Genomic DNA, 22,948 nt, shown 5'->3' with positions numbered 1-22,948 from the left:
ACCAGGTGCTTCCGCCGGAACGCCAAGGCCGCGGAAAACATCCCCCGGAGCGATCGGGGGAACGTCTCCATCACGGCCGCCGGCATCGGGGGGACGGCGTGGAAAGCCGGGCTTTCGTGCCGCCGGCCAGCCCACGTGGTTGCCCAGCCCGGGCGGGAGAGCGTACCGGAGGAAGACCACAGCAAACGACGGGTCAAACGTTCAGTCTGAAGACTAGAATTGCGTCAGTTTCCTTCGAATCGAGGCGTTCGCCATGCGCGGGCATTCATCATCCACCCCTCGTTCCGCCGCACGGGCGGCAGCGACCGGAGCCCTGGCCCTCGCGCTGGCGGTGGGCCTTTCGCCGTTGGCCCCGCCCCTGGCAACGCCCGGTTCGGCGGTCGCCACCGCCGGCGTGCAACGCGCCGCGGTGAACGTGTCAGCACCGACCCCGTCCCAGACCTTGGCCACGCTGAGTCTTGACCAGCGAGTCGGACAGGTGCTGATGATGGGGGTGCCGGCCACCGGAGCCAGCGCCACGGACCTGTCGATCCTCACGAAGAACAAGATCGGCAACGTGTTTCTCAAGGGCCGCAGCTACTCCGGGGTCACCGCCACCAAGGCCGTGGTCAACAAGATCAACGCCACCGTGTCGCTGACGACCACCGGCGGGCAAAAGCGCTTCATCGCCACCGACCAGGAGGGCGGCTACGTCCAGGTCCTCAAGGGCCCGGGGTTCTCCACCATGCCCACCGCCCTGCACCAGGGAACCTGGTCGCCCGCGACCCTGAAGGCCGCGGCCACCACCTGGGCCAAGCAACTGCACGCCGCGGGCCTGAACGTGGACCTGGCGCCTGTCGCGGACACCGTTCCCTCTGCGGCCTTCGCCCCCTACAACCTGCCCATCGGATACTGGTACCGCGAATTCGGGTACACCTCCTGGCACGTCGCCGACGAGGTCGCTGCGTTTGTGTCCGGGATGCGTGCCGGAGGGATCGCCCCGGTGGCCAAACACTTCCCGGGGCTTGGCAGGGTCACCAAGAACACCGACACCTCCACGAACGTGAAGGACACCATCACCACCCGCTACAGCGTCTACCGCAACCCGTTCATCCGGGCGATGTCGTACGGGACCCGCTGGGTCATGGTCTCCAACGCGATCTACACGCAGATCGACCCGAGCCACGTCGGACCGTTTTCCTCCACCATCATCAAGACCATGCTGCGCCACGACCTGGGGTTCACCGGGATCGTGATCTCCGATGACATGTGCAACGCCAAGCAGCTCTCGCCGTGGAGCCATGCGACCCGGGCCAAGAACTTCTTCAACGCCGGCGGCACCATGATGCTCTGCGTGAATGCCGCTGCCATCCCGACCATCCACCAGGCGCTGGTCTCCGCGGCCAAGGCCAGCCCGAGTTTCCGGGCCAAGATCGACGCCGCAGCGCTGGAGGTGCTGCAGACCCGCGCCGGGCAGTAGCGGCGTGGCCGCCCCGGCCCGCTACGGCTTCTCGAAATCGATGCGCATGACGAAGCGACGCGGGGTCGGGTGGCCGACCTCGCGGAAACCGGCGTCGGCGAAGATGGCTCGGCTGCCCACATACAGTTCGCCCCACATCGGGGACTTGCCCTCGGGCAGCAGCAGCGGGTAGCCCTCAAGTGCCCGGGCCCCGCGGGACCGGGCAAAATCCACGGCCGCCGCGGCCAGGGCGCGGCTGACCCCGCGGCGCCGGAACCCGGTGCGGGTGACAAAACAGACCGCCGCCCACACACCGGCATCGTCCGTGTCCTCGTCGCGGCCGCCATAGGTGACGCGCGAGGTGCGCAGCCGCGGGTAGGCGGTGCGCGGCTCGACGGCGCACCAGCCCACGGGCTCGTCTCCCAGGTATGCGACCAACCCGCTGGTGCTTGGTGCATCAGGCATCCCGCAGAGGGTCTGGGTGCGCAAGTCGTGCGCGCGCTCCTGAACGGAGAGCGCATCGAAAGCCTTGCCGGGATTCTGGAACCACTGGCATTGGCAATCCCACGCGGTTCCCCTGGAGCCGAAGACCAGATCGAGGTCCGTGCTGCTCGCCTGGTTGGCCGGCACGATGCGCAGGTCCTCGGTCTTGGGGGATTCCCGGTTCGTTTCCATATCCATTGCACTCCCGACCTTGGCGGCATCTGCCGGGCGGGGTTCGGCCGGCTCCCTGGCTACGAGACTGCCAGCGTCGCATTCGACGGTCAAGGGTGCACGCGGAGGGAGGGCCCCGCTGCCGGATTCGTGTCGGTGCGAGACGACGGAAGGGGGACCCAAGAGCATGGCTCCAGGATCCCCCTTCCGTGTCGTGGGGCCGGTGCTACTTGGCCTTCTTGGCGGCACCCTTCTCGGTGCGGGCCGAAGCGTTGGAGAGTTCGCCCGCGCTGTTTTCCAGGTGCGAGCGCATGAACCACTGGAACTGCTCCAGCTGACCGGTCTGGCCAATGAGGATGTCCTCGGTGATCGGGTCCAGCTTGCCGATTTCCTCGATGGTCTTGCGCATGGAGGTGATGACCCCGGTGTAGACCAGATCCAGGGCGGCAAGGTGCTCGGTGGTGCTGGCCCGTCCGATGTCGTAGTCGTCCCAGCTGCGCGCCGCAACCAGGGCACCGGGCAGTCCGTTGGGTGCAACGCCCATGGTGGCCATGCGTTCGGCAAGTGCGTCGATCATGGCGCGGACCAGGTCGATCTGCGGGTCGAGCATTTCGTGGACGCCGATGAAGTCGCGCCCCACCACGTTCCAGTGTGCGTGCTTCAGGGTCAGCTGCAGGTCGTTGAATGCGTGGATCCGCATCTGCAGCGCGTTGGCGACCTTGTGGCCATTGGCCAGGCTCAGGCCCGGGACGGTGAATCCTGCGTTGGTTTTTGCTGCCATAACTGCCTCCTCGATCATCGACTGCCGGGCAGTCTTCCGTGGATACCCATGTGATGTAGCGGTGACAGCAACGTATCACGCACCGGGAACGAAACGCCCGGGGTTTTCGCGAACAGCAAACAACGATGGGTTGAATCCCGTCCCAGGCCCGGCCCGCCGTTCATTCCACCGGAAGCGTCGATCGCGGGGTGACGATCCGCGGCAGGACGAGCAGCAGGAAGAGGGCGGTCGCCATCAGGATCCCTCCCACGATCAGGCCCGTCTGCCAGCCGTGCAGGACCTGGACGACAAACCAGACGCACCCTGCCACCAGTACGCCCACCCCCACGACGACGAGCCTCGAAATGATGTGGCCCAGGTGGACGGTGGTGGCCTTGAGCTGCTGGCCGAAGAAGTGCCGGTGCACGGCCACGGGAGTGACCAGCAGGAGGATCACCAGGGCCGAGGCGACCAGCAGCACCAGGTAGAACCTCTCATCGGGCACCTCCAGGGTGTCGAAGCGGGACTGGAAGGGAAGTACCACCAGGAAGGCGGCCAGGATCTGCGCGCCGGTCTGCATGACCCGCATCTCCTGGAGCAGCTCATTCCACTTGCGGTGCAGTTCCTCGTCGCTGTCCTCGGTCTTCGAAGACGGTGTGCTGTGCTTGGCCATGACGATTCCTCTTGCCGGGGACGGTTTGTGAAAAACTTTATGCGACGCGCCGGTCCCGGCCATGGCAACACGGCCGGTGGAATGCGCCGAAACAGCGGTGCGGGTGGAGCTCCGGCGCAAGCTGGCCCTAGGGTGGGGAAGGTGAACAGCATTGGCCAGGACACCGAATACACCCCGGCACCGGGCACGCATGACGGATTCGTCCACGTGCGCGGCGCCAACGAGAACAACCTGCGCGACGTCGAGGTGCGCATCCCGCGCGATGCCATCGTCGCCTTCACCGGGGTCTCCGGGTCCGGGAAGTCCTCGCTGGCCTTCGGCACGATCTTCGCCGAGGCGCAGCGACGGTTCCTGGAATCCGTGGCGCCCTATGCGCGCCGGCTCATCGCCCAGGGCCACACGCCGAAGGTCGAGTTCATCTCCGGCCTGCCCCCGGCCGTGGCCCTGCAGCAGCGCCGCGGCACCGCCAGCTCCCGCTCCACCGTCGGCACGCTGACCACGCTGTCGAACTCGGTGCGGATGCTCTTCTCCCGTGCCGGGGACTATCCGGCCGGCGCGCCGCGCCTGGATTCGGATTCCTTTTCGCCGAACACCGCGGTGGGAGCCTGCCCGCACTGCCACGGGCTGGGCGTAGCCCACACCGTCACCGAGGATTCGCTGGTCCCCGACCAGTCCTTGAGCATCCGCGAGGGTGCGATTGCCGCGTGGCCCGGTGCCTGGCAGGGCAAGAACCTGCGCGACATCACCTCGCACCTGGGCCACGACGTGGATGTGCCCTTCCGCCAGCTGCCGAAGAAGGTGCGCGACTGGCTGCTGTTCACCGACGAACAGCCCGTGGTTCAGGTGACGCCCGAGCGCGACAGGGTCGCCAAACCCTACCAGGGCCGCTTCTGGAGCGCGCGGCGCTACGTGCTGCACACCGTGGCCGATTCGAAGTCCGATTCGATGCGTGCCAAGGCGCTGCGCTTCATGCGCTCCGGGCCCTGCCCGCAATGCCATGGCACCGGCTTCCGCCCCGAGGCGCTGGCTGTCACGGTGGCGTCCCTGGACATTGCCGGCTTCAACGCCACCGCGCTTGACGACCTGGCCGTGGTGCTGCGGCCGCTGGCCGACCCCCGCAAGGAGGCCTCGGGAGACCTTGCCGGCGGGGTCGCCGCCTCGATCGCCGCCGACCTGCTGGGACGCATCGAGGTGCTGGCCAATCTGGGCCTGGGCTACCTGAGCCTTGACCGCGGAACCCCGACGCTCTCGCCAGGGGAGATGCAGCGCCTGCGCATTGCCACACAGCTGCGCTCGGGCCTCTTCGGGGTCATCTATGTGCTCGACGAGCCCTCGGCCGGCCTGCATCCGGCCGATGCGCGGCCGCTGCTTGAGGTGCTCGAGGCGCTGAAGGCGTCCGGGAACTCGGTCTTCGTGGTGGAACACAACATGGAGGTGGTTGCCCGGGCGGATTGGGTGGTCGACGTGGGCCCCGGCGCCGGTGCCGGGGGAGGCAAGGTGCTCTACAGCGGTCCGGTGGCAGGGCTCTTGGCAGTCACCGAATCGGTGACCCGGCGGTTCCTGGAGCCCCGCACGGATGCCGCGGTGGCGCGGGCGCCGCGGGTTGCCGAGCACTGGCTGGAGCTGGACGGGATTTCCCTGCACAACCTGGCGGACCTGGATGCGCGCTTCCCGCTGGGCGTGCTCAGCGCCGTCACCGGGGTGTCCGGATCGGGCAAGTCCTCCCTGGTCAGCCGGGCGTTGGCGCACGGGCTGGCGGGCACGTTGGGCGGCAGCCGGCGCAACGGATCCGCCGAAACCTCCGGGCCCGAGGTCCCGGGGGCGGAAGCAGATGCGGACTTGGCCACGGTGCGCGAGGTGCGCGGGGCGCAGCGGATCGAGCGGATCGTGGCCATGGACCAAAAGCCCATCGGCCGCACCCCGCGCTCGAACCTTGCCACCTACACCGGCCTGTTCGACGCGGTGCGCAAGGCTTTCGCGGACACGCCGCTGGCCAAGCGGCGCGGCTACGGGGCCGGGCGCTTCTCCTTCAACGTGGCCGGCGGGCGCTGCGAGACCTGCCTCGGCGAGGGCTACCTGGAGGTGGAGCTGCTCTTCCTGCCCGGAAGCTACGGGCCGTGCCCGGAATGCCACGGCTCGCGCTACAACCCCGAGACCCTCGAGGTCACCTACGTGGGCAAGAACATCGCCGAGGTCCTGGCCCTGAGCGTCGATGACGCCGCGGAGTTCCTGGCCGGGATCCCGGCCGCCGCGCGCTCGCTTCAGACGTTGCGCGACGTGGGATTGGGCTACCTTGCCCTGGGGCAGCCGGCGCCGGAGCTCTCCGGCGGCGAGGCGCAGCGCATCAAGCTGGCCACCGAGCTGCAGCGCGCCCGGCGCGGGCACACGCTCTACCTGCTTGACGAGCCCACCACCGGCCTGCACCCGGCGGACGTGCAATTGTTGCTGGGCCAGCTGCACCGATTGGTCGAGGAGAAGAACACCGTGGTCGTGGTCGAACACCACATGGACGTGGTGGCCGCCGCCGACTGGGTCATCGACCTGGGCCCCGACGGGGGAGACAAGGGCGGGAAGATCGTTGCCACCGGGACCCCGCGGGAGCTGGCTGTACACCCGGAGTCCAGGACCGCTCCCTACCTGGCCGCGCGGCTGGGGTCGGGGCACGTAAGCACACCGTGACCGGCGAGCGCCACCTGCGGCGTTCGCCGGCCGTGGCACGGCAAACCTAGGCCGTAAAGCCCAGGTCCCGGCGGCGGTGTTCGCGCATCACATGGCGGATGCGCCCGACGGCGCTGGGGGTGAGCGCCTGGTCCATGTGCTTCTGCAGGGCGCGGGCCTGCTGTTGTTCGCCAGCCACGGCAAGGCCCTTGGCCCGCTGTCGCGCAATGTGGGCGGCGAGCGCATCCTGCGCGTAGGCGACGAAGGCCTGCGGTCGCGCGGCGCGGATCATGTTGAAGGCCTCGATGGGCGGGTATCCGCGATCCAGCAGGATCGCGAAGCCCATGGACGGTCCGCGGTTGATGCCCATGTGGCAATGCGCCAGCACTTTTCCGCTCTCGCGCGCCGCGAGCCGGGCGAAGCGCACGCCCTTGTCGAAGATTTCCGGCGGCACCACGTGCCCGTCGGCGTCGTCGGTCCCCAGCCAACGGTAATTGACATGCACGTGTTTCCAGATCTCGGCGTCGTTGGCCTCACTGCGCAGATCCACCACGTGGGTGATCCCCGCGTCAAGGATCTCGACCATTTGCTGCACCATGACGTCGTCGTCGACGTCCAGGTCCCCGCCGACGGCAAGGTCTGCGGTCACCCACCCCAAGTTGGCGCGCATGTTACTTGCCCGTGGCCTTGCGCTGGCGTGCGGTGAAGACGGTCTCGGTGCGGATCTGGTCCCAGTCCGCGCCGAGCCGGGTGGCGCCGCGGGCCTTGCTGGTCATCTGGCTGTAGGCGTCCATGGCTTCGGCGGCGGTTTCCCGGGTGTAGGTCAGGGAGCGCTCGGGGTCGATGCCCAGGCTGGTGCCGATTTCGACGGCGTCCTGGTCGCAGCCCATGTAGGAAATGATCCAGTGGTCGACCTCCTGCTGGGTTTGGACCATGTCCCGGATGGCCCGGCGGCTGTATCGGGTGGAAGCGTTCTCGTGTCCGTCGCTGGCGATGTTCAGGTGCACGATGCCCGGGCGCCGGTTGGCGGGCATGGCGGCAATGCGCTTGCGGGTGTTGGTGATGGTCGTGGCGATCGAGTCGAACAGGGCCGTGGAGCCGCGGGGTTCCAGGGTGAAGGTGGGCACGTCCTCCAGCGGAAGGTCCACATAGACGTCCTCGTACTCGTTGTCGAATTGGTGCAGGGACGCGGTGGCGCTGCCCGCCTCGGCCTTCTGCTTCTCGACGTAGGCGTTCAGGCCGCCCTCGATGTCGTGCTTGATGTCGTGCATGGAGCCGGAGCGGTCGAGCAGGAAGACCAGCATGGCGGTGTCTTGGTTGGACATGGCACGTGCCTTTCGTTGGGTGGCGTGAGGGTTATGGCTAGTTGGTGCGCCGGGGTTTGAAGGTCATCGGTTCGGTGGGCGCGGGGCGCCCGGTTTCCGAGTCGTAGCGGGCCCGCTCGATGGAGGAGCTTGACACCTTGCCGCCGGCGTCCGTGTAGCTGGACAGCTGCGAGGTGCGGGCCAGCCGCGGGGGGACCGCGTTGGGCGATAGCCCGGCGCGGACGGCCACCGAACGGATCGATGCGCCCTCGAGGGCGGCCTTGGCCATCTCCTCGTTCAGTGCGGCATCGATCAGTTCGCGGACCTCGCCCAGTCGTTCGACCGCTGCCAGCGGCTCGGAGGGAACATCCTCCAGCAGCTGTCGGGCTTCATCGATCTGGGTGCGCTTCTTCTTGTTCATAAATATATCATGTGCAGTTTCTGAGCATGTGTCAATAGTGAGAGATGGTTTATTTTGCGCAGACATGCCTCCGGTGGGCCGAAGGTCCCATGGAAGGCCGCCCAAAGAATGGAAGAATCAAAAGGGTGGACAGCGAATCAGGACCGAGAACCCAAGCCCCATCCGCCGAAATCCAGTTTCGTGTGGAGAGCTGGGCGCTATGGCTGGGACTGGGCTGCACCGTGGCGGGCATCGTGGCGGGCCTCATCGGATTCGTCGGCTACCGTCCCGATCTGGCTGGCTTCCGCTCGGTGGGCGTCTTCGCCGCGATTCTTGCTTCACTGGCCGCCACCGCCGGCGCCATCATTGGATACCAGCGCTTCCTGCTGCAGACCCAGGTGTGGCTGCTCGAGTTTCCCCGCTACCGCCGGATCGTCAACGCCGTTGCGCTCGTGCTCATCCATGCCGCCATCTGCGCCATGGCAGCGATCATCATCTTCCGGGTGTTCCAGGACGCCTTCCTGGGGCTGACCGTGGACAGGTTCGCCGGAAGCCTCATGGTGGGCATCTTTGCCGGGATCGCGGGGTATGCGGCGCTGGTCTCCGCGGCCAGGCTCAACGCCCTGAACCTCTCCGGGCTGCTGGCCGTTTTCCTGGTGACGGGCGTTTTCATCAGCATGCTGGCGGCCAGTAACCCCTATTGGTGGAGGTCGATGTTTTCCTCGCTGGGAACCCGGTCCTCGGGACTCACCTCGTTCTGGACCTTCAACCTCACCCTGGTGATCTCCGGACTGGTGCTCAGCACCCTGACCGCGTTCATCGTGCGCAACGTCAGGCTGCTGGCCCTCATCCACGACGAGTTCGCCCGTGCCCAGGGCAAGCCCCGTCCCAGGTTCTTCCGGCCGCGGCCCGCGGTGGTGCGCACCTGCCTGCTGGGCCTGGGTGCCTGCGTCATCGGCATCGGGCTGGTTCCGGTCAACGTGGCGGCCCCGGTGCACTCGGTCATCGTGAGGATCGCGGCGGGATTCATCGTGGTGCTGCTCCTGGGAGCCGCCTTCTGGCTGCCGGGGTTCCCCTGGATCTTCCACCTGCTGTCCTTCGCCTGCTTCCTGGGGCTGGTGGGCGCGGCTTTGCTCTGGCAGCCGTTGGCGTACTACAACCTCACGGCGTTCGAGCTGGCGGTGGTGGGCATCGTCTTTGGCTGGCTGGTGGTCTTCATCCGGACCACCGCCGCGGCGCTCGCCCTCAAGGAGAAGGCACTGGCCGACGTGGTGGCGGTCAGCGGCTGAGGCATCAGGCCGGGACCTGCTCGAAGTGCGCGACGAACATGTCCGGGCGCACCAGCACCACCGAGCCGTTGGGCAACAGGCGCTTGGGGGCGGCCGCGAACTCGTGCAGCGGCACCCCGTATTCGCTGGCCAGTTCCTCCCCGCGGTCCCTGCCTGCGGGCCCGTAGATGTGCACCTGCCAGCAGGCGTCGTTGAGCACCTCGAAGTTGTCCGGTGCGGCTCCGGATCGGTTGGACACCCAGGGCAGCCGGCGGCCCAGCACCTTGCCGCGGCGCCGGGTGCGGGCAAAGCCGGTGGCCAGGGTGGCGCGGTCCTTTGACCGGTCATCCATCCAGTAGTGGATGCGGATCTGCGAGAGGTAACCGAAGAAGCGGCGCCCGGCGGAGATCCTGCCCACCAGGCGCACCGCCGCCGGCCAGAAGAGCGGCAGCGCACGGGTGCGCACCGTGCGGGCCAGCAACGAGCTGGAGGTTGCGGCGCTGAAGAGCTTGTCGGTGGTGGAAACCAGGCGCAAGGCCACGGGACGGCGCTCGGCCTCGTAGCGCTGGAGGTAGGACTCGGGCATGCGGCCGGAGAACACATCGGCCAGCTTGCACACCAGATTGTGTGCGTCCTGCAGTCCGGTGTTCATGCCCTGGGCCCCAACGGGGGAGTGGATGTGCGCGGCGTCCCCGACCAGGAAGACCCGGTCCTGGCTGAAGTGCTCGGCGACCCGGTGGTGCACCCGGTAGGTCGCAAACCACGCGGCATCCCGGTACCGGACCCCGAACTCCTGGCGCAGGCTGGCCCGCGCCCGCTCCTCGTCCACGTCGGGTTTTTTCCGGCCGGAATCCTTGGGCTCGTGCAGGATGCCCAGCAGCCGGCGGCGCTCACCGCCGTTCGGGTCGTTGCCCATGGGGAATCCCAGCATGAAGTTCTCGTCGGAAAAACGCAGGTTGATGCCCGAGCCCATGCCCGAGACCCCCTGCGCGTCGAGCACGTAGAAGACCTCGTCGTCGGTCGTTCCCTCGAAGGCGATGTCGAAGGATTCGCGCAGGGGGGAAGATGCGCCGTCCGCGGCGATCACGTAGCGGGCGGAAATATGCACCGGGCCTTCCGGCCCGGTGCACTTGATCAGCATCCGGTCCCCGGTGTCCTCGAAGGATTCGTAGCCGTGCCCCCACATGACCTCGTGGCCGCCGTTCTTGAGGTGCTCGGCAAGCAGTTCCTCGTTGGCGCTTTGTTCCAGCATGGTCAGGCCCGCGTAGTGCGTCTGGGCGTAGCCGAGCCGGTTGAGCTTGATGCTCTTGAAGCTGCGGGACCCGATGCCGGGGCGCAGTTCCCCGGTGGGGATGGCGCGGGTCTTTACCTGGTCGGCCAGCCCGAGCTGGCGGTAGATCTCCATGCTGCGCGCCTGCAGCGCCAGCGCCCGGGATTCCTTGGTCGGGCCGGATTTCAGGTCCACGATCTTGGCGTCGATCCCGAATTTTTGCAGCCATGCCCCCGCCATCAGGCCAGTGGGCCCGGCGCCGACCACCAGAACGTCAGTGTGAAGCAGTGTCGTGTCCATGGAACCCACGCTACGCCCCCACGCCGGGCAAAGCACTGGGGGAAGGCATGTGGCGGGCAATCAGCGGGCTCCTTTCGGAGGGGGATTCCCCTTCATGCACGCGTAAGCCGCCAGGGCGTCGGCGCGGGAGGCCATGAGGTCCACGACCGGCTCTCCCGGGGCGATCGGGGCGAATCGGGCGACGTAGGCGCCGCGGGGATCGAACTTCCGCGCCTGCAGCAGTGGGTTGAAGACCCGGAAGAACGGGGACGCGTCGGCTCCGGACCCGGCGACCCACTGCCAATTGGCCGGGTTGGAGGCGGCGTCCGCGTCCACGAGCGTGTCCCAGAACCATTCCTCGCCCACCCGCCAGTGGATGCCCAGGTTCTTGACCAGGAAGCTCGCGGTGACCATGCGGACCCGGTTGTGCATCCAACCGGTTTCCCAGAGCTGTTTCATGCCGGCGTCCACCAGGCCGAAGCCGGTCTGTCCGGTGTGCCAGGCCTCGAGGTGGCGTGCCATCCCCGCCTCCTGTTCTCCGGCAGGTTCGCCGGCGGGCGGCCAGCCCCACGCAAACGCGTCGAACTCGGCGCGCAGGTTTCGCGTGGCCAGATCCGGGTGGTGGTAGAGCAGGTTCCAGCAGAAGTCGCGCCACGCCAGTTGCCGCAGCATGGCCCGCGCCCCCGCTGCCCGGTCGGGATGCTCGGCGAGGACGGACCCCAGGGCCTCCCACACCTCGACCGGTCCCAGATGTCCCCAGCGCAGGGCGGGCGAGAACCGGGAGGTGCCGTCGGTGTCGGGCCGGTCGCGGGTGTGGTCGTAGTCCCCGGCGATGTCCCGAAGCACCGTGTCCAGGCGGTCGCGCGCCGCCGCTTCGCCGGGAACCCAGGTGGCCGCCAGCCCCTGCGACCAGTCCGGATGCGTCGGCAACAGGTCCCACGCGGCAAGCTCCTCCGCGGGCAGGGAGATCGCCGGGGCGTGTTGTGCGGCGGGCCGCGGCAGCGCCCGGCGAAGCGGCAGGGCCTGCAGCGCGTTGAAGAAGGGCGTGAACACCTTGAAGTTAGTGCCGCCTTGCGTCGACACGGTCCACGGCTCGTGCAGCAGGGTGCCGGCATGGCTGTGGACCTCGATTCCCGCCGCGGCCGCCAACGCCTTGGCCGCGGTGTCCACCGCGCGTTCGGGCCCGCCGTAGCGGCGGTTGAAGTGCAACGCGCTGAAGGAACCGGTGGCCAGCAGCCCCGGGAGGATATTGGTCGCGGCCCCGCGGTAGAGCAGCAGCGGCACGCCGAGCCCTGCCAGGGAATCACGCAGTTCATTCAGGGCGTGGTGCAGCCACCACTTGGCCGCGCCGCCCAGCGGCCGGATCCCGGGGGACTGCTCGTCGAGGATGAACAGGGCAACCCCCGGCCCCGCGGCCATGGCGGCGGACAGGGCCGGGTTGTCGGTGACGCGCAAGTCGTCGCGAAACCACATCAGGGAAGTGGGTGTGTTCATGTTCCGGTCCTTCGGGCTCTTTGGGTCGGGTGCGGACCTAGCGGCCCAGGACATGCCAAATCAGCAGCATGGTGACGAAGAACCCGGTGGCGTAGTTCAGCCACAGGAAGCGCCGCCAGCCGGCGTTGGCCGCGGCGGAATCCTCGTTCCGCAGCCGCGTGTAGGGCAGCACGTTGGCCAGGTAGGGCAGCGCCAGCAACGCAGCCAGCGGACCGGGCCAGCCAGTGGTCAGCAGCAGCGCGCCGGCTCCGAGGTAGGCGGCCGCGGCGAAGCGGACGGTCCACCTGGCCCCCAGCACCGTGCCGATGGAGGCCAGGGACGCGGCGCGGTCGGGCACGATGTCCTGGACCGCGCCAAAGGCGTGCGAGGCCATGCCCCAGAGGAAGAAGGCCAGCAGGATCGCCACGAGGGCGAAGTCGAAGTGCGCCCCGGCCAACACCAGGCCGTAGAGCGCGGGGGAGACGAAGTGCGTGCTGGAGGTCAGCGAGTCCAGGAAGGGACGCTCCTTGAAGCGCAGATGCGGGGCGCTGTAGGCGATGACCGCAGCCATCGAAAGCAGCAGCACCAGGTTCGCCGGCCAGGAACCTGCGACTCCCAGCACCGCCAGGAACGGCACGCAGGCCACCGCGCAGGCCACCAGGATTCCGGTGTGCCGGCTACGGTCCACCACCGCGCCTTCCGCGCCGCCCTTGCGCGGGTTCAGCAGGTCCGACTCGTGGTCGAAGACGTCGTTGATCCCGTACATGGCCAGGTTGTAGGGAATGAGGAAGAAGAGCGTTCCCACCACCGCGAGCCAGTCGATCCGCCCGGCGGTCAGCAGGTAGGCGGCGGCAAAGGGGTAGGCCGTGTTGACCCAGGAGACGGGCCGGGAGGTCGCCAGCAGTTCGCGCAGCACGCTCAGCCTTCCTTTCCGGAGTCGTGGGGGGAGGTCGGCTTCGGCGTGGCACCGGAGTGAGAGCCCCCGGCCAGCCACCACAGGGCCGGGACGACAAGCGCCGCGCAGAACGGGTAGCTGAAGTCCTCCAGCGGGGCCAGGCCGACGCGGATGCCCAGCAGGGTTTGGCTGTTGTAGTCAAAGAGGCCGGAGCCGATCATCACGTTGTCGAACACCGCGGTCAGCACCAGCAGCACCGCCAGGGTGAGCCCGGCCGCGGGGGCGATGTCGCGCAGCCTCACTCCGCGCACGCGCAGCGCCACGGCGAAGAGCGCCAGGGAGCCAAGTATGAAACAGAGGGACAGGTGGGCGAAGCTCATGATCGTTCCTCCGGGGCCGGAACGGTTGCGGAGGGACGGGTCGCCGCGGAGCGCCGTGTCCCGAGGGCCATGGCGCCGGTGAACAGCACCATCGTGTTGTAGCAGAGGAAGAACAGGAAGAAGGCCTCCTCCAGCGGCAGCTGGTCAGCGAGCATCACCCCGGTCATCAGCCCCGACTCGCGGTGCAGGAAGATCCCCAGATCGATGGCGATCACGTCCCAGAGCAGGAACACCGCGGTGCCGCCGGCCAGGGCCAGTGCGGCGGGCAGTGGCCTGGCGAAGACGAACAGCCGGTACCTGGCATCCAGGGCGCCCATGCAGGCGATCAGTGCCAACAGGATCAGCAGGTAGGTCACGGGCGTGCCTCCCGGGCGGATGCGGTGCGCGGGGCTGCGGCCGCCCATGCCGGGCGGCCGGGGTCGATGGGCCCCTTCCCCGTGATCCCGTTGACTTTCTTGGCAATGATTTCGGCACTGATCAGGCACATCGGGATGCCGATCCCCGGACGCACCGAGCTGCCGGCGTAGTGCAGCCCGCGGACCTTCGAGCTGTGGTTCGAGGGACGGAAGAAGGCCGACTGGCCCAGCGTGTGGGCCAGCCCCAGCGCCCCGCCCTGCCAGGCATTGACGTTCTGTGCGAAATCTCCGGGGCCAAAGCTCTGGCGCACCACGACGCGCTCACGCAGGTCCTCGATCCCGACCCAGGCGGCCAGCTGGTCCAGGGCCGCATCGGCGACGGCCTCCACCTGCGCGGAGCCGGTGCCATCGGGGCCGCCGGTTCCCCACGCGGGCAGGGCCGGGGACGGAACCAGGATGAACAGGTTCTCGTGGTCCGCCGGTGCCACGGAGGGATCGGTCGCGCTGGGCATGCAGACGTACAGGCTGGTTTCCTCCGCGAGGTCCTCCCCTCGGTGGATGCGCCCGAAGTTGTCGTCCCAATCGGCGGTGAACAACAGATTGTGGTGGCTGAGCCTCGGGAGCTTGCCGGCGATGCCCAGGCAGAGCAGTACGGCGCTGGGTCCCGGATCGCGCCGTTTCCAACTGGCCGCTGAGGATGAGCGATGCTCCGGCGGGAGCAGTCCGGTCTCCAGGTGGTGCAGGTCCGCGGCTCCCACCACGGTCTCCGCCTCCAGATGCCGTTCCGTGCCTTCCTGGATCCAGCGCACGCCCCGGGCCCGGGCGTTCGCACCGGTGCCGGAGACCTCGATTCCGGTGACCTCGGCCCCGGTGATGATCTGCACCCCGGCATCCTTGCAGAGCGCGGCCATGGCATCGACCAGCTGCGCGAAGCCGCCCATGGGGTACTTCACGCCCTGGGTCAGGTCCAGGTGGCTCATCAGCTGGTAGAGCGCCGGGGTGCGTTTGGGGCTCGAACCCAGGAACACCGCGGGATAGCCCAGGATCTGGCGCAGCCGCGGATCGCTGAATCGCTTGGCCACGAAGGACTCCAGGGAGCCGGCCAGCAGCGGCGCGAGCCTGGGCAGCAGTGGCAGCAGCCGGGGGTCGAGTACGGAAGCGGGGTCGGAAAGATCGGCATAGAGGAAATGTTCCAGGGCCAGGTCGTGGCTCTCGGCGGCCTTTTCCAGGTATTTCTCCAGCGCGGCTCCCGCACCTGGCTGCAGGGATTCGAAGGCTTCCCGGGCCCCGGCACCGGATGGCATGTCCAGCGGCGTGTAGTCGCTCTGGAACCAAGTGCGGTAGCCGATGGGCAGGTCCACCAGATCCAGCTCGTTCTGGGTGGAGGTTCCCATGAGTTCGAACCAATGCTCGATGACCTCCGGCATCAGGTACCAGGAGGGTCCGGTGTCGAAGCTGAATCCTGCGCGCCGCAGTCGTCCGGCGCGGCCGCCGAGCCCTTCCTGCTTTTCCAGCAGGGTCACCCGGTGGCCGGAGGCGGCCAGCAGGCCGGCGGTGGCCAGGCCGGAGAATCCTCCGCCGATGACCACCACCGCGCGTCCGGTGTTGGTTGGTGTGTTTTTCATGGTCGTCCTTTGGTCGCCGCGTTGGCGGTGGCGGTGGTGGGGCGCCGGCCCAGGGCAGTGCGCAGCGCGATCAGTGCCTTGCGTCCGGGCGGTACCGAGATCCGCCGGGTCATGAGCTCGGTGGCGGGGGTGCGTTCGAGCCGGTGGTTCAGCTCGCTGAACAGCCCGTGGGCCATCGCCACGGCGCGGGCGGCTCCAGGCGCCAGATGCTCGATTCCAAGGGCCGCGGCGTCCAGGTCCGCGCGGATCTCCCGCACCAGGGCGTTCTTGTGCCCGTCGGAGAAGGCCAGCGGATCCAGCCCCGGGAAGTAGCTGCGTCCCAGTTCGGAGGTGTCGGCAGCAAGATCGCGCAGGAAATTGACCTTCTGGAAGGCCGCACCCAGGCGCCGGGCGGCGGCCTCGGTTTCCGCCTGGTGCCCGGTCGGGGCGCCCGGCATGGAGCCGAACACCCGCAGGCACATGAGACCCACGACTTCCGCCGATCCGTAGATGTAGCCCTTCAGGGTGTCCGCGTCGTGGCTGGCGACCTGCAGGTCGCTGCGCATCGAGGCGAAGAACGGGCGGGTCAGCTCGGTGTCGATGCCCTGGGACCGGGCGGTGCAGGCGAAAGCGTGCACGATCAAGTTGGTGCTGTAGCCGCTGGCCAGCGCCGCCTCGGTTTCGGCCTCGAGTTGTTCGAGCGCCGCGGCGACCTCCCGGGCTTCGAGACCCGCCTCGCGGGCGACCCCGTCGACGACCTCGTCGGCCAGGCGCACCAGGGCGTAGATGTTGGAGATGTGCTCGCGGGCCGGGCTGCCCAGCAGGCGGCAGGCCAGCGAGAAGGACGTGGAGTACCGGGTGATGACCACCCGGGCGCTGCTGCTGGCCGTGGCCGAATAGCGTTGCAGGGCGGTGGGCCCGCCGGTTCCCGCCATGGTGTGATGGTTCATGTCCTAGGCACCCCGGTTCAGGATCAGGTCGGCAAATTCCTCGAGCTCGGCACTGACGTTCACGGGCAGGTTGAGCGTGCGCGAGGCCGAAGTTGCTCCGGCGCACAGGTCATGCGCCAGTTGCCGGGCGAAGCGCTCCGCGCCGGCGGCTTCCAGTGCCGAGCGCATGGCCGGGACGTCCGCATCCGGATCACGGAAAAGCTGCAGATGGGCGCTGAATCCGGGAGTGGCCGCGGCCATGGCCGTGAGGATGGTGCTTTTGCCTTCGCGCAGGTCCGACTCGATGGACTTCCCCGTCTGCTCGGGATCGCCGAAGGTCCCCAGGATGTCGTCGATGAGCTGGTAGGCGACTCCCAGCTGGCTGCCGATGTTGGCCAGGGCCGCGGCCCCGGCGGCATCGGCACCGGCCAGCAGCGCCCCGGTGTGCAGCGGCACCTGGAACGAGTACGCGGCGGTCTTCAGCTTCTCCATGCGCAGCACCTCGTGTACCTGTGCCGGAACGGGGTCCAGGGAGAAGAGCAGGTCCTCCAACTCGCCGGCGGCGGCGTGGTGGATGGCCTGGTGGAAGGAATTCTCGATGGCGTCGGCAGCGGGCAGCGAATCGGCGGCGCACCGGGCGAGCTTGATGGCGGCGGCCAGCAGCAGGTCCCCGGCGATGATGGCGGCCGAGTGTCCCGCGTGTTCGGCGTCCTGCGCGGTCTTGCCCCGGGCCAGGGCATCGTCGCGGTACAACGCCGAAAGGGTGGGGCGCCCGCGGCGGGTGAAATCGCGATCTATCACGTCGTCGTGCATCAACAGCGAACCGTGGAGCAACTCAAAGGCGCAGCCGAGTTGGATGACGCGTTGAAGACGCTCCGCGGACTCGGTTTCGCCGGCGGCGGGGGATGCGAAGGCCTCGTGGCCCAGCAGCACCAGCCGCGGCCGGGTGAGCTTGCCTCCTTCCAGGGCCTGCCCGATGCGGGTCCAGAGTGTTTCGGCGGCCTTCGAATATTCGCTGGCGGCTTCCCGATGCTCCTGGATGACGGCCGCCAGGTGGAGCCGGACAGGCTGCTGGAGCGCGTCCGTTGCCGGGGCTGGTCGTGGTCTGCAAGTCTGCGCGGGACTTTGGCTGGGCAGGCTCATGATCGTTCGTTCCGTTTCTTGGTGGCGGGCGGAGGGGTGAGGGAATCGATCCGGGTTTGCATGACGGAGAGGATGTGTTCCAGGTAGCGCACCACTGCGCGTTGCCCCTCGGGGTTCAGCCCCTGGATGGCGAGTTCGGCGTCGTCGAAGAGCGGCCGCAGCGCGGCCATGGTCCGGGTCACGGCCAGGGGGCTGGGCCTGAGCAACAGGCTGCGCCGGTCGGTGGGGTGGGCCAAGCGCATCACGAACCCGCGTCCATTCATCCGGTCAATCAAGGCGGTGGTGGCGGCGCTGGAGATGTTCAGCTTCGCCGCCAGATCCCGGGGAGTCATGGGATGGTCGAGCATCAGGTGCTGCAGGGCCTGGAAATCGGTCTCGTTGATGCCGAGGTGGCGGCATAGGGCATGCTCCAGCGCGGCGTTGCGCCTGAGCACCGAATGCAGCAGTGCGGAGGCCGCGTGCGGGCCGGATGTCTCGCCGGTGGAAACCTGGATCACGAATGCCTCGAATGATTGATTACTAGCTTGGCTAGATACATCATCGGTTAACAAGATAGGGTTTGTCGAGTAGGGCAGATAGATTCAGTGCATTTTTTCCCCGAGGCAAAGGAAACCGAATCCATGCAATCGACACCACCGGCGTCCATCGCGAGCCGGATCATCTGCGCAGCGGCAGTGTTCGCCGCCATCGCCGGGGCCTTCATCGGAAGCGGCGCGCTGGGCGGCACGCCCATTGCCGAGGCCGCCGGCGGTCGGCTCGGATCCGACTCGACACTGCTGGCCCCGGGCACCGGAGCCTTCTCGATCTGGAGCGTGGTCTACCTCGGGCTCGTCGTCTACGCGATCTGGCAGCTGACTCCCGAGGCGGCCCGCAGTGCCACACAGCGTCGGATCCGCCCCCTGGCTGCCGGCTCGGCCGTCCTCAACGCGCTGTGGATCGGCGTGGTGCAACTGGGCTGGCTCGGCGCCAGTGTCGTGGTGATGCTGTTTCTGTTGGCCGTGTTGGCCGGCATCTTCGTGCTGATGCGGCCGCGGATCGAGGGGCGTGCCGAGCGCTGGATCATGGGTTTGACCTTCGGTCCGTATCTGGGCTGGGTCAGCGTCGCCACCGTGGCGAACATCGCCGCGTGGCTCTCCTCCCTCGGCGTGGGTGCCGGGGCGACCTGGACCGTGGCGCTGGCCTGCGTCCTGGTGGTGGTGGCCGCCCTCATCGGAGCCCTGACGGTCGCGTTCTCCGGGGGCCGCATCGCGGCCGCCCTGGCCATGGTGTGGGGCATTGCCTGGATCGGAGTGGGACGCAGCGACGGTGGACTGGAATCCGGCACCGTCGCGACCGCCGCCTATTGCGCTGCCGGGGCCCTGCTGCTCTTCGCACTCGTTTCGGCCGCAAGGCGCAGGATCCGCGGGAACGCAGCGACAGCGGTGGCGGCATGAGCATCATCGCCGTCACCGGGGCCACCGGCTACATCGGCGGGCGACTGGTTCCGCTGCTGCTGGAACAGGGCCACAGCGTGCGGGTGCTCACCCGCCGCGGCAACGCCCTGCGCGACGTTCCCTGGGGAACGCGGGTGCAGATCGTGGAGGGGGACCTCACCGATCCGCAGGCCGCCGCCCAACTGTGTGAGGGAGCCGAGGTCCTCTACTACCTGGTCCACTCCATGGGCGGCACCAGCAATTTTGCCCCCGTCGAGGAACGCTGTGCCCACACCATCGTGGAAGCGGCCCGATCCGCAGGAATCGGGCGTCTGGTCTATCTCTCGGGACTGCATCCCGAGGGCGAGCTGAGTCGCCACCTCGCCTCACGGGTCGAGGTCGGGCGGATCCTGGAATCCAGCGGCATTCCCACCATCACGCTGCAGGCCGGGCTGATCATCGGCTCCGGGTCCGCCAGCTTCGAGATGGTTCGTCACCTCACCGACGTGCTTCCGGTGATGCCTGCCCCGCGCTGGGTGCTGAACCGGGTCCAACCCATCGCCGTGCGCGACGCCCTGCACTACCTGGGCGCATGCGCGGGCCTGCCGCCGGAAGTGTCCGGCACCTACGACATCGGCGGGCCGGAGGCACACAGCTACGGGGACATGATGCGCCTTTACGCCGATGCCGCGGGCATCCGCCGCCCGGTCATCTTGGCGCTGCCGGTGCTGACGCCGTGGCTGGCGGCCCAGTGGGTCAACCTGGTCACCCCGATCCCGCGCTCGCTGGCCATTCCGCTGGTCGAGTCCCTGCAGCACGACTGCGTGATGCGAAACCGCGACATCGATGCGGTCATCGACCGCCCCGCCGAGGGGCTGACCGGATACCGGCGCTCCGTCGAGCTGGCGCTGGCCAAGATGCGCGATGACACCGTGGAAACCACATGGACGACCGCACACGCCCTGGAAGCTCCGGCCGAGCCGCTGCCCTCGGATCCGCAATGGGCCGGGCACACCGTCTTCACCGATGTCCGGGAGCGGGAAACCAGCGCGAGTCCCGCCGCGCTGTTCCGGGTCATCGCGTCACTCGGCGGGGAAACCGGCTACTACTCGCTGCCCGGAGCCTGGGCGCTGCGCGGGTTGCTGGACAAGCTCGCCGGGGGAGTGGGCCTGCGCCGCGGGCGGCGCAACCGCACCTCCCTGGCGCTGGGCGACGCGGTGGACTGGTGGCGCGTGGAGGAGCTGGTGCCCGATCGCCTGCTGCGCCTGCGTGCGGAAATGCGGGTTCCCGGGCGGGCCTGGCTGGAGCTCTCGGTGGAACCGACCGAAACCGGAAGCCGCTACCGGCAGCGTGCGGTGTTCTTCCCCGAGGGCTTGGCGGGCCGGCTCTACTGGCTGGCGATCCTGCCCTTCCACGGGGTGATCTTCTCCTCCATGGCCCGTCGCATCACCACTGCCGCCGAGGGGCTCGAGGCCAAGGACGAGGCCTAGTCTTCGGGGGGCTTGGTCTCGCCGACCGAGCCGATGCTGTCCTCGAGGTCCAGTGCCGTTTCGGCGAGGAACCGGATGACCACCTCGCGTTCGGCGGGGCTCAGCCGCGCGGCCGCGCCGAAGCGCGCGGCGTGGTGCCGACCGACCTGTTGGCGGGCGGCAAGGTGCGTCTCGGGGGTCACGGTGATGCACAGGGACCGGCGGTCGGTGGGGTGTGCCGCGCGCACCACATGCCCCGCCTTCTCCAGCCGGTCAACCATCTTCGTCACCGAGGCGGTGCTGATGCCCAGGTGCTTGGCCAGCATGCCCGGGGTCACCGCGGAGTCGGTGTGCTTGGCCGAGATCAGGAACCTGATGGCCCGCATGTCGGTCTCGTTCAGCTTCATGTAGCTTTGCGACGCACGGGAGATCTTGCGCTCAACCGCCCGCAGCCGACCCATCTCGGCCATGATCCGATCGATCTGCTGAAGCGTTTCCTCGCTGAGCTGCGACCTGTCGATCAACTCGCTGCGAGGGTCGCTCGAGGCAAGGTTGAAGATGGTGGGAAGTTCCTCGCGGTCCACTGCTTTCCATTCCCTTCCCCTGGGCCTGCTGATACGTTTGACGTCCCCATGATACGACCCGGTCGTGCCCTGCTTGGACCGGGAAGCGCACCCGGGCGTCGGGTGGTGCCCAATCTCACCGCCCGGATCCTGGACATACATGGGAGAATGGAAACGATGACTTCCCCCGAAATTACCCCAGTGACCGAGCCTGCCGCTGCTGCGCCGACCGCAGCTGACATAAAGGCACGCCGCGCTGCCCAGGCCGCGGCTCAGGGCGCCCAGCAAATGCGCATCTCCGAATCCCGGGCCAAGGCCGAGGGCCGTGCCCAGGTGCGCCCCACCGCCGAGGGGTGGAAGCAGGCCATGGGCGAGGATGGCCGCCCGCAGCTGCAGTTCACCGCCAAGGCCCGCGTCAGCCAGCCTCCGGTGCACCTCGCCGACCTCACCCTGGCCGAGCGTGCGGAGAAGCTCAAGGAACTGGGCCTGCCCGGCTTCCGCGCCAAGCAGCTCTCGGTGCACTACCTCCAGCACTACACGACCGATCCCGAGCTAATGAGCGACCTTCCCAAGGACCGCCGCGCCGAGATCGCCGAGGTCATGTTCCCCAAGCTTTTGACCGAGGTCAAGCGGCTGGCCACCGACGATGGCCGCACCATCAAGTTCCTCTGGCGCCTCTTTGACGGATCGCTGGTCGAGTCCGTGCTGATGCGTTACAGCAACCGCATCACCCTGTGCATCTCCTCGCAGTGCGGCTGCGGCATGAACTGCCCGTTCTGCGCCACCGGCCAGGCCGGCCTGACCCGCAACATGTCCACCGCCGAAATCCTGGACCAGATCGTCCAGGCCAACCGCGTCATCGCCGAGGGCGGCCTGGGCGGCCAGAAGCACCCCGAGGAGCGCGTGGGCAACATCGTTTTCATGGGCATGGGCGAGCCCCTGGCCAACTACAAGCGCGTCATGAACGCCGTGCACCGCATGGTCGCCGAGGCCCCCGAGGGCCTGGGCATGAGCGCCCGTGGCATCACGGTCTCCACCGTTGGCCTGGTTCCGGCCATCAAGAAGCTGGCCGAAGAGGGCGTCCCGGTCACCTTCGCCCTGTCGCTGCATGCGCCGGATGACGAGCTGCGTGACGAGATGATCCCGGTGAACTCGCGCTGGAAGGTCGACGAGGCGCTGGATGCCGCCTACGCCTACTATGTGAAGACCGGACGCCGCGTCTCCATCGAGTACGCGCTGATCAAGGACATGAACGACCACGGCTGGCGCGCGGACCTGCTGGCCCGCAAGCTCAACGCCCGTGGCCGAGGCTGGGTGCACGTGAACCCGATCCCGCTGAACCCGACCCCGGGTTCGGTCTGGACCGCTTCCGAAGCCGACGTCACGGCGGAGTTCATCGACCGTCTCGAGTCCGCCGGCGTGCCCACCACGCTGCGCGACACCCGTGGCAAGGAAATCGACGGGGCCTGCGGGCAGCTCGCCGCTGCCGAGTAGGCTGGCAGGAACCACCTTTCGGCGCGGCTCGCGCCCTTGATGAAATGAGTCGACAAGTGTCATTGGCAGCACCGTTCTTTCTGGACAAATCCGACACCGCGAGCTGGAAGGCCCTGAACGGGCTCTCGCTCAAGGTGAAGGAAGCCGCCGAGGCTGCCGGGCTGGGCACCGGGCTCATTGAGTTGCTCAATGTGCGCATCTCCCAGATCAACGGCTGCTCGTTCTGCCTCGACATGCACTCGCGGATGGCGCTCGAGGCCGGCGAAACCACCCAGCGCCTGGCGGTGCTCTCCACCTGGCGCGAGACCTCGCTCTTCGACGACCTGGAATCCGCGGCGCTCTCGGTCGCCGAGGCGACCACCACGTTGCCGGATTCCGAGACGAGGATCGCCGAGCTCGCCGCATCCCGGTTGGTGTTGGACGACGCGCAGTTCTCCGCGATCCAGTGGGCAGCGATCGCCATGAACGCCTTCAACCGCGTCTCCATCCTGTCCCAGCACCCGGTGCGTCCGAGCAAGAAGTAGCT

The 22,948-nt window shown here is 68.2% G+C and carries 23 protein-coding genes; 7 read left to right on the top strand and 16 right to left on the bottom strand.

Annotated features, from left to right (window positions below; translation table 11 throughout):
• The first annotated feature begins 253 nt into the window (after positions 1-253).
• Positions 254-1,459, top strand: a complete 1,206-nt coding sequence (locus DQ353_RS09390; protein WP_113762498.1) for a glycoside hydrolase family 3 N-terminal domain-containing protein — start codon at positions 254-256, stop codon at positions 1,457-1,459.
• Positions 1,460-1,480: 21 nt separating this feature from the next.
• Here the strand turns inward: DQ353_RS09390 and DQ353_RS09385 are convergent, their stop codons facing one another.
• The 3 genes from DQ353_RS09385 to DQ353_RS09375 all read right to left on the bottom strand — a co-directional run bounded on the left by DQ353_RS09385 (position 1,481) and on the right by DQ353_RS09375 (position 3,525).
• On the bottom strand, positions 1,481-2,119 hold the full coding sequence (locus DQ353_RS09385; protein WP_286166708.1) for a GNAT family N-acetyltransferase: 639 nt from the start codon (positions 2,117-2,119) through the stop codon (positions 1,481-1,483).
• A gap of 199 nt (positions 2,120-2,318) precedes the next feature.
• Complete coding sequence (locus tag DQ353_RS09380; RefSeq protein ID WP_113762496.1) at positions 2,319-2,873, bottom strand: Dps family protein; 555 nt, start codon at positions 2,871-2,873, stop codon at positions 2,319-2,321.
• A 160-nt stretch (positions 2,874-3,033) separates the two neighbouring features.
• Entirely contained in the window at positions 3,034-3,525 is a 492-nt protein-coding gene (locus tag DQ353_RS09375; protein WP_113762495.1) for a DUF6328 family protein, read from the bottom strand.
• Between the two features lie 141 nt (positions 3,526-3,666).
• Here DQ353_RS09375 and DQ353_RS09370 point away from each other — a divergent pair, with 141 nt between their 5' ends.
• Positions 3,667-6,204, top strand: coding sequence for an excinuclease ABC subunit UvrA (locus DQ353_RS09370; protein WP_113762571.1), 2,538 nt, complete (start codon positions 3,667-3,669; stop codon positions 6,202-6,204).
• Positions 6,205-6,250: 46 nt separating this feature from the next.
• Here DQ353_RS09370 and DQ353_RS09365 read toward each other — a convergent pair whose 3' ends face one another.
• The 3 genes from DQ353_RS09365 to DQ353_RS09355 are packed head-to-tail and all read right to left on the bottom strand — an operon-like array spanning position 6,251 to position 7,908.
• On the bottom strand, positions 6,251-6,832 hold the full coding sequence (locus DQ353_RS09365) for a protein-tyrosine phosphatase family protein (protein ID WP_181578311.1): 582 nt from the start codon (positions 6,830-6,832) through the stop codon (positions 6,251-6,253).
• A gap of 22 nt (positions 6,833-6,854) precedes the next feature.
• Entirely contained in the window at positions 6,855-7,508 is a 654-nt protein-coding gene (locus DQ353_RS09360; protein WP_113762493.1) for a vWA domain-containing protein, read from the bottom strand.
• A 37-nt stretch (positions 7,509-7,545) separates the two neighbouring features.
• Complete coding sequence (locus DQ353_RS09355; protein ID WP_113762492.1) at positions 7,546-7,908, bottom strand: hypothetical protein; 363 nt, start codon at positions 7,906-7,908, stop codon at positions 7,546-7,548.
• A 125-nt stretch (positions 7,909-8,033) separates the two neighbouring features.
• On the opposite strand from DQ353_RS09355, the gene DQ353_RS09350 reads away from it, so the two are divergent.
• Positions 8,034-9,176, top strand: coding sequence for a hypothetical protein (locus tag DQ353_RS09350; protein WP_113762491.1), 1,143 nt, complete (start codon positions 8,034-8,036; stop codon positions 9,174-9,176).
• Positions 9,177-9,180: 4 nt separating this feature from the next.
• On the opposite strand, the gene DQ353_RS09345 is transcribed toward DQ353_RS09350, so the two are convergent.
• Genes DQ353_RS09345 through DQ353_RS09305 form a run of 9 tightly spaced genes read right to left on the bottom strand, consistent with a single transcriptional unit; the run spans position 9,181 to position 17,981 of the window.
• Positions 9,181-10,725, bottom strand: coding sequence for an FAD-dependent monooxygenase (locus tag DQ353_RS09345; RefSeq protein WP_286166707.1), 1,545 nt, complete (start codon positions 10,723-10,725; stop codon positions 9,181-9,183).
• Positions 10,726-10,785: 60 nt separating this feature from the next.
• On the bottom strand, positions 10,786-12,198 hold the full coding sequence (locus tag DQ353_RS09340; RefSeq protein WP_113762489.1) for a cryptochrome/photolyase family protein: 1,413 nt from the start codon (positions 12,196-12,198) through the stop codon (positions 10,786-10,788).
• 37 nt (positions 12,199-12,235) lie between these two features.
• Positions 12,236-13,093: a prenyltransferase gene (locus tag DQ353_RS09335; protein ID WP_113762488.1), complete on the bottom strand. Its 858-nt coding sequence runs from the start codon at positions 13,091-13,093 to the stop codon at positions 12,236-12,238.
• 2 nt (positions 13,094-13,095) lie between these two features.
• Positions 13,096-13,452 (bottom strand): lycopene cyclase domain-containing protein, encoded by a 357-nt coding sequence (locus DQ353_RS09330; RefSeq protein ID WP_113762487.1) that lies wholly within the window; start codon positions 13,450-13,452, stop codon positions 13,096-13,098.
• Positions 13,449-13,808: a lycopene cyclase domain-containing protein gene (locus DQ353_RS09325; protein ID WP_286166706.1), complete on the bottom strand. Its 360-nt coding sequence runs from the start codon at positions 13,806-13,808 to the stop codon at positions 13,449-13,451. The genes DQ353_RS09330 and DQ353_RS09325 overlap by 4 nt, the downstream gene beginning before the upstream one ends.
• Positions 13,805-15,433, bottom strand: a complete 1,629-nt coding sequence (gene crtI, locus DQ353_RS09320; protein WP_113762485.1) for a phytoene desaturase family protein — start codon at positions 15,431-15,433, stop codon at positions 13,805-13,807. Before crtI ends, DQ353_RS09325 begins: the two co-directional genes overlap by 4 nt.
• Positions 15,430-16,362, bottom strand: a complete 933-nt coding sequence (locus DQ353_RS09315; protein WP_286166705.1) for a phytoene/squalene synthase family protein — start codon at positions 16,360-16,362, stop codon at positions 15,430-15,432. The genes crtI and DQ353_RS09315 overlap by 4 nt, the downstream gene beginning before the upstream one ends.
• A gap of 3 nt (positions 16,363-16,365) precedes the next feature.
• Positions 16,366-17,484, bottom strand: a complete 1,119-nt coding sequence (locus DQ353_RS09310) for a polyprenyl synthetase family protein (RefSeq protein WP_113762484.1) — start codon at positions 17,482-17,484, stop codon at positions 16,366-16,368.
• Positions 17,481-17,981, bottom strand: coding sequence for a MarR family winged helix-turn-helix transcriptional regulator (locus tag DQ353_RS09305; RefSeq protein ID WP_113762483.1), 501 nt, complete (start codon positions 17,979-17,981; stop codon positions 17,481-17,483). The genes DQ353_RS09310 and DQ353_RS09305 overlap by 4 nt, the downstream gene beginning before the upstream one ends.
• Positions 17,982-18,104: 123 nt before the next feature.
• On the opposite strand from DQ353_RS09305, the gene DQ353_RS09300 reads away from it, so the two are divergent.
• A complete protein-coding gene (locus tag DQ353_RS09300; RefSeq protein WP_113762482.1) occupies positions 18,105-18,917 on the top strand; it encodes a TspO/MBR family protein in 813 nt (270 codons plus the stop codon).
• On the top strand, positions 18,914-20,386 hold the full coding sequence (locus DQ353_RS09295; protein WP_113762481.1) for an SDR family oxidoreductase: 1,473 nt from the start codon (positions 18,914-18,916) through the stop codon (positions 20,384-20,386). Before DQ353_RS09300 ends, DQ353_RS09295 begins: the two co-directional genes overlap by 4 nt.
• On the opposite strand, the gene DQ353_RS09290 is transcribed toward DQ353_RS09295, so the two are convergent.
• On the bottom strand, positions 20,383-20,949 hold the full coding sequence (locus DQ353_RS09290) for a MarR family winged helix-turn-helix transcriptional regulator (RefSeq protein WP_209906390.1): 567 nt from the start codon (positions 20,947-20,949) through the stop codon (positions 20,383-20,385). The genes DQ353_RS09295 and DQ353_RS09290 overlap by 4 nt on opposite strands.
• 267 nt (positions 20,950-21,216) lie before the next feature.
• Between DQ353_RS09290 and rlmN the strand changes: the two genes are divergently transcribed.
• Together rlmN and DQ353_RS09280 are read left to right on the top strand one after the other, a co-directional pair.
• On the top strand, positions 21,217-22,422 hold the full coding sequence (rlmN, locus tag DQ353_RS09285; protein WP_286166720.1) for a dual-specificity RNA methyltransferase RlmN: 1,206 nt from the start codon (positions 21,217-21,219) through the stop codon (positions 22,420-22,422).
• Positions 22,423-22,478: 56 nt separating this feature from the next.
• A complete protein-coding gene (locus tag DQ353_RS09280; protein WP_502696393.1) occupies positions 22,479-22,946 on the top strand; it encodes a carboxymuconolactone decarboxylase family protein in 468 nt (155 codons plus the stop codon).
• Positions 22,947-22,948 lie beyond the last annotated feature (2 nt).

The organism is Arthrobacter sp. AQ5-05 (assembly GCF_003287975.1).
In the GTDB taxonomy this organism is placed as follows: Bacteria; Actinomycetota; Actinomycetes; order Actinomycetales; family Micrococcaceae; genus Paeniglutamicibacter.
Note: the sequence above shows the minus strand (reverse complement) of the source record. Positions and strands in the feature narration are given on the sequence as shown.

Coding starts and splice junctions, on each gene's coding strand:
- DQ353_RS09390 (WP_113762498.1), top strand. CDS start 254: ATGCGCGGGCATTCATCATCCACCCCTCGTTCCGCCGCACGGGCGGCA.
- DQ353_RS09385 (WP_286166708.1), bottom strand. CDS start 2,119: ATGGATATGGAAACGAACCGGGAATCCCCCAAGACCGAGGACCTGCGC.
- DQ353_RS09380 (WP_113762496.1), bottom strand. CDS start 2,873: ATGGCAGCAAAAACCAACGCAGGATTCACCGTCCCGGGCCTGAGCCTG.
- DQ353_RS09375 (WP_113762495.1), bottom strand. CDS start 3,525: ATGGCCAAGCACAGCACACCGTCTTCGAAGACCGAGGACAGCGACGAG.
- DQ353_RS09360 (WP_113762493.1), bottom strand. CDS start 7,508: ATGTCCAACCAAGACACCGCCATGCTGGTCTTCCTGCTCGACCGCTCC.
- DQ353_RS09355 (WP_113762492.1), bottom strand. CDS start 7,908: ATGAACAAGAAGAAGCGCACCCAGATCGATGAAGCCCGACAGCTGCTG.
- DQ353_RS09345 (WP_286166707.1), bottom strand. CDS start 10,725: ATGGACACGACACTGCTTCACACTGACGTTCTGGTGGTCGGCGCCGGG.
- DQ353_RS09340 (WP_113762489.1), bottom strand. CDS start 12,198: ATGAACACACCCACTTCCCTGATGTGGTTTCGCGACGACTTGCGCGTC.
- DQ353_RS09330 (WP_113762487.1), bottom strand. CDS start 13,452: ATGAGCTTCGCCCACCTGTCCCTCTGTTTCATACTTGGCTCCCTGGCG.
- crtI (WP_113762485.1), bottom strand. CDS start 15,433: ATGAAAAACACACCAACCAACACCGGACGCGCGGTGGTGGTCATCGGC.
- DQ353_RS09315 (WP_286166705.1), bottom strand. CDS start 16,362: ATGAACCATCACACCATGGCGGGAACCGGCGGGCCCACCGCCCTGCAA.
- DQ353_RS09310 (WP_113762484.1), bottom strand. CDS start 17,484: ATGAGCCTGCCCAGCCAAAGTCCCGCGCAGACTTGCAGACCACGACCA.
- DQ353_RS09300 (WP_113762482.1), top strand. CDS start 18,105: ATGCAATCGACACCACCGGCGTCCATCGCGAGCCGGATCATCTGCGCA.
- DQ353_RS09295 (WP_113762481.1), top strand. CDS start 18,914: ATGAGCATCATCGCCGTCACCGGGGCCACCGGCTACATCGGCGGGCGA.
- rlmN (WP_286166720.1), top strand. CDS start 21,217: ATGCGCATCTCCGAATCCCGGGCCAAGGCCGAGGGCCGTGCCCAGGTG.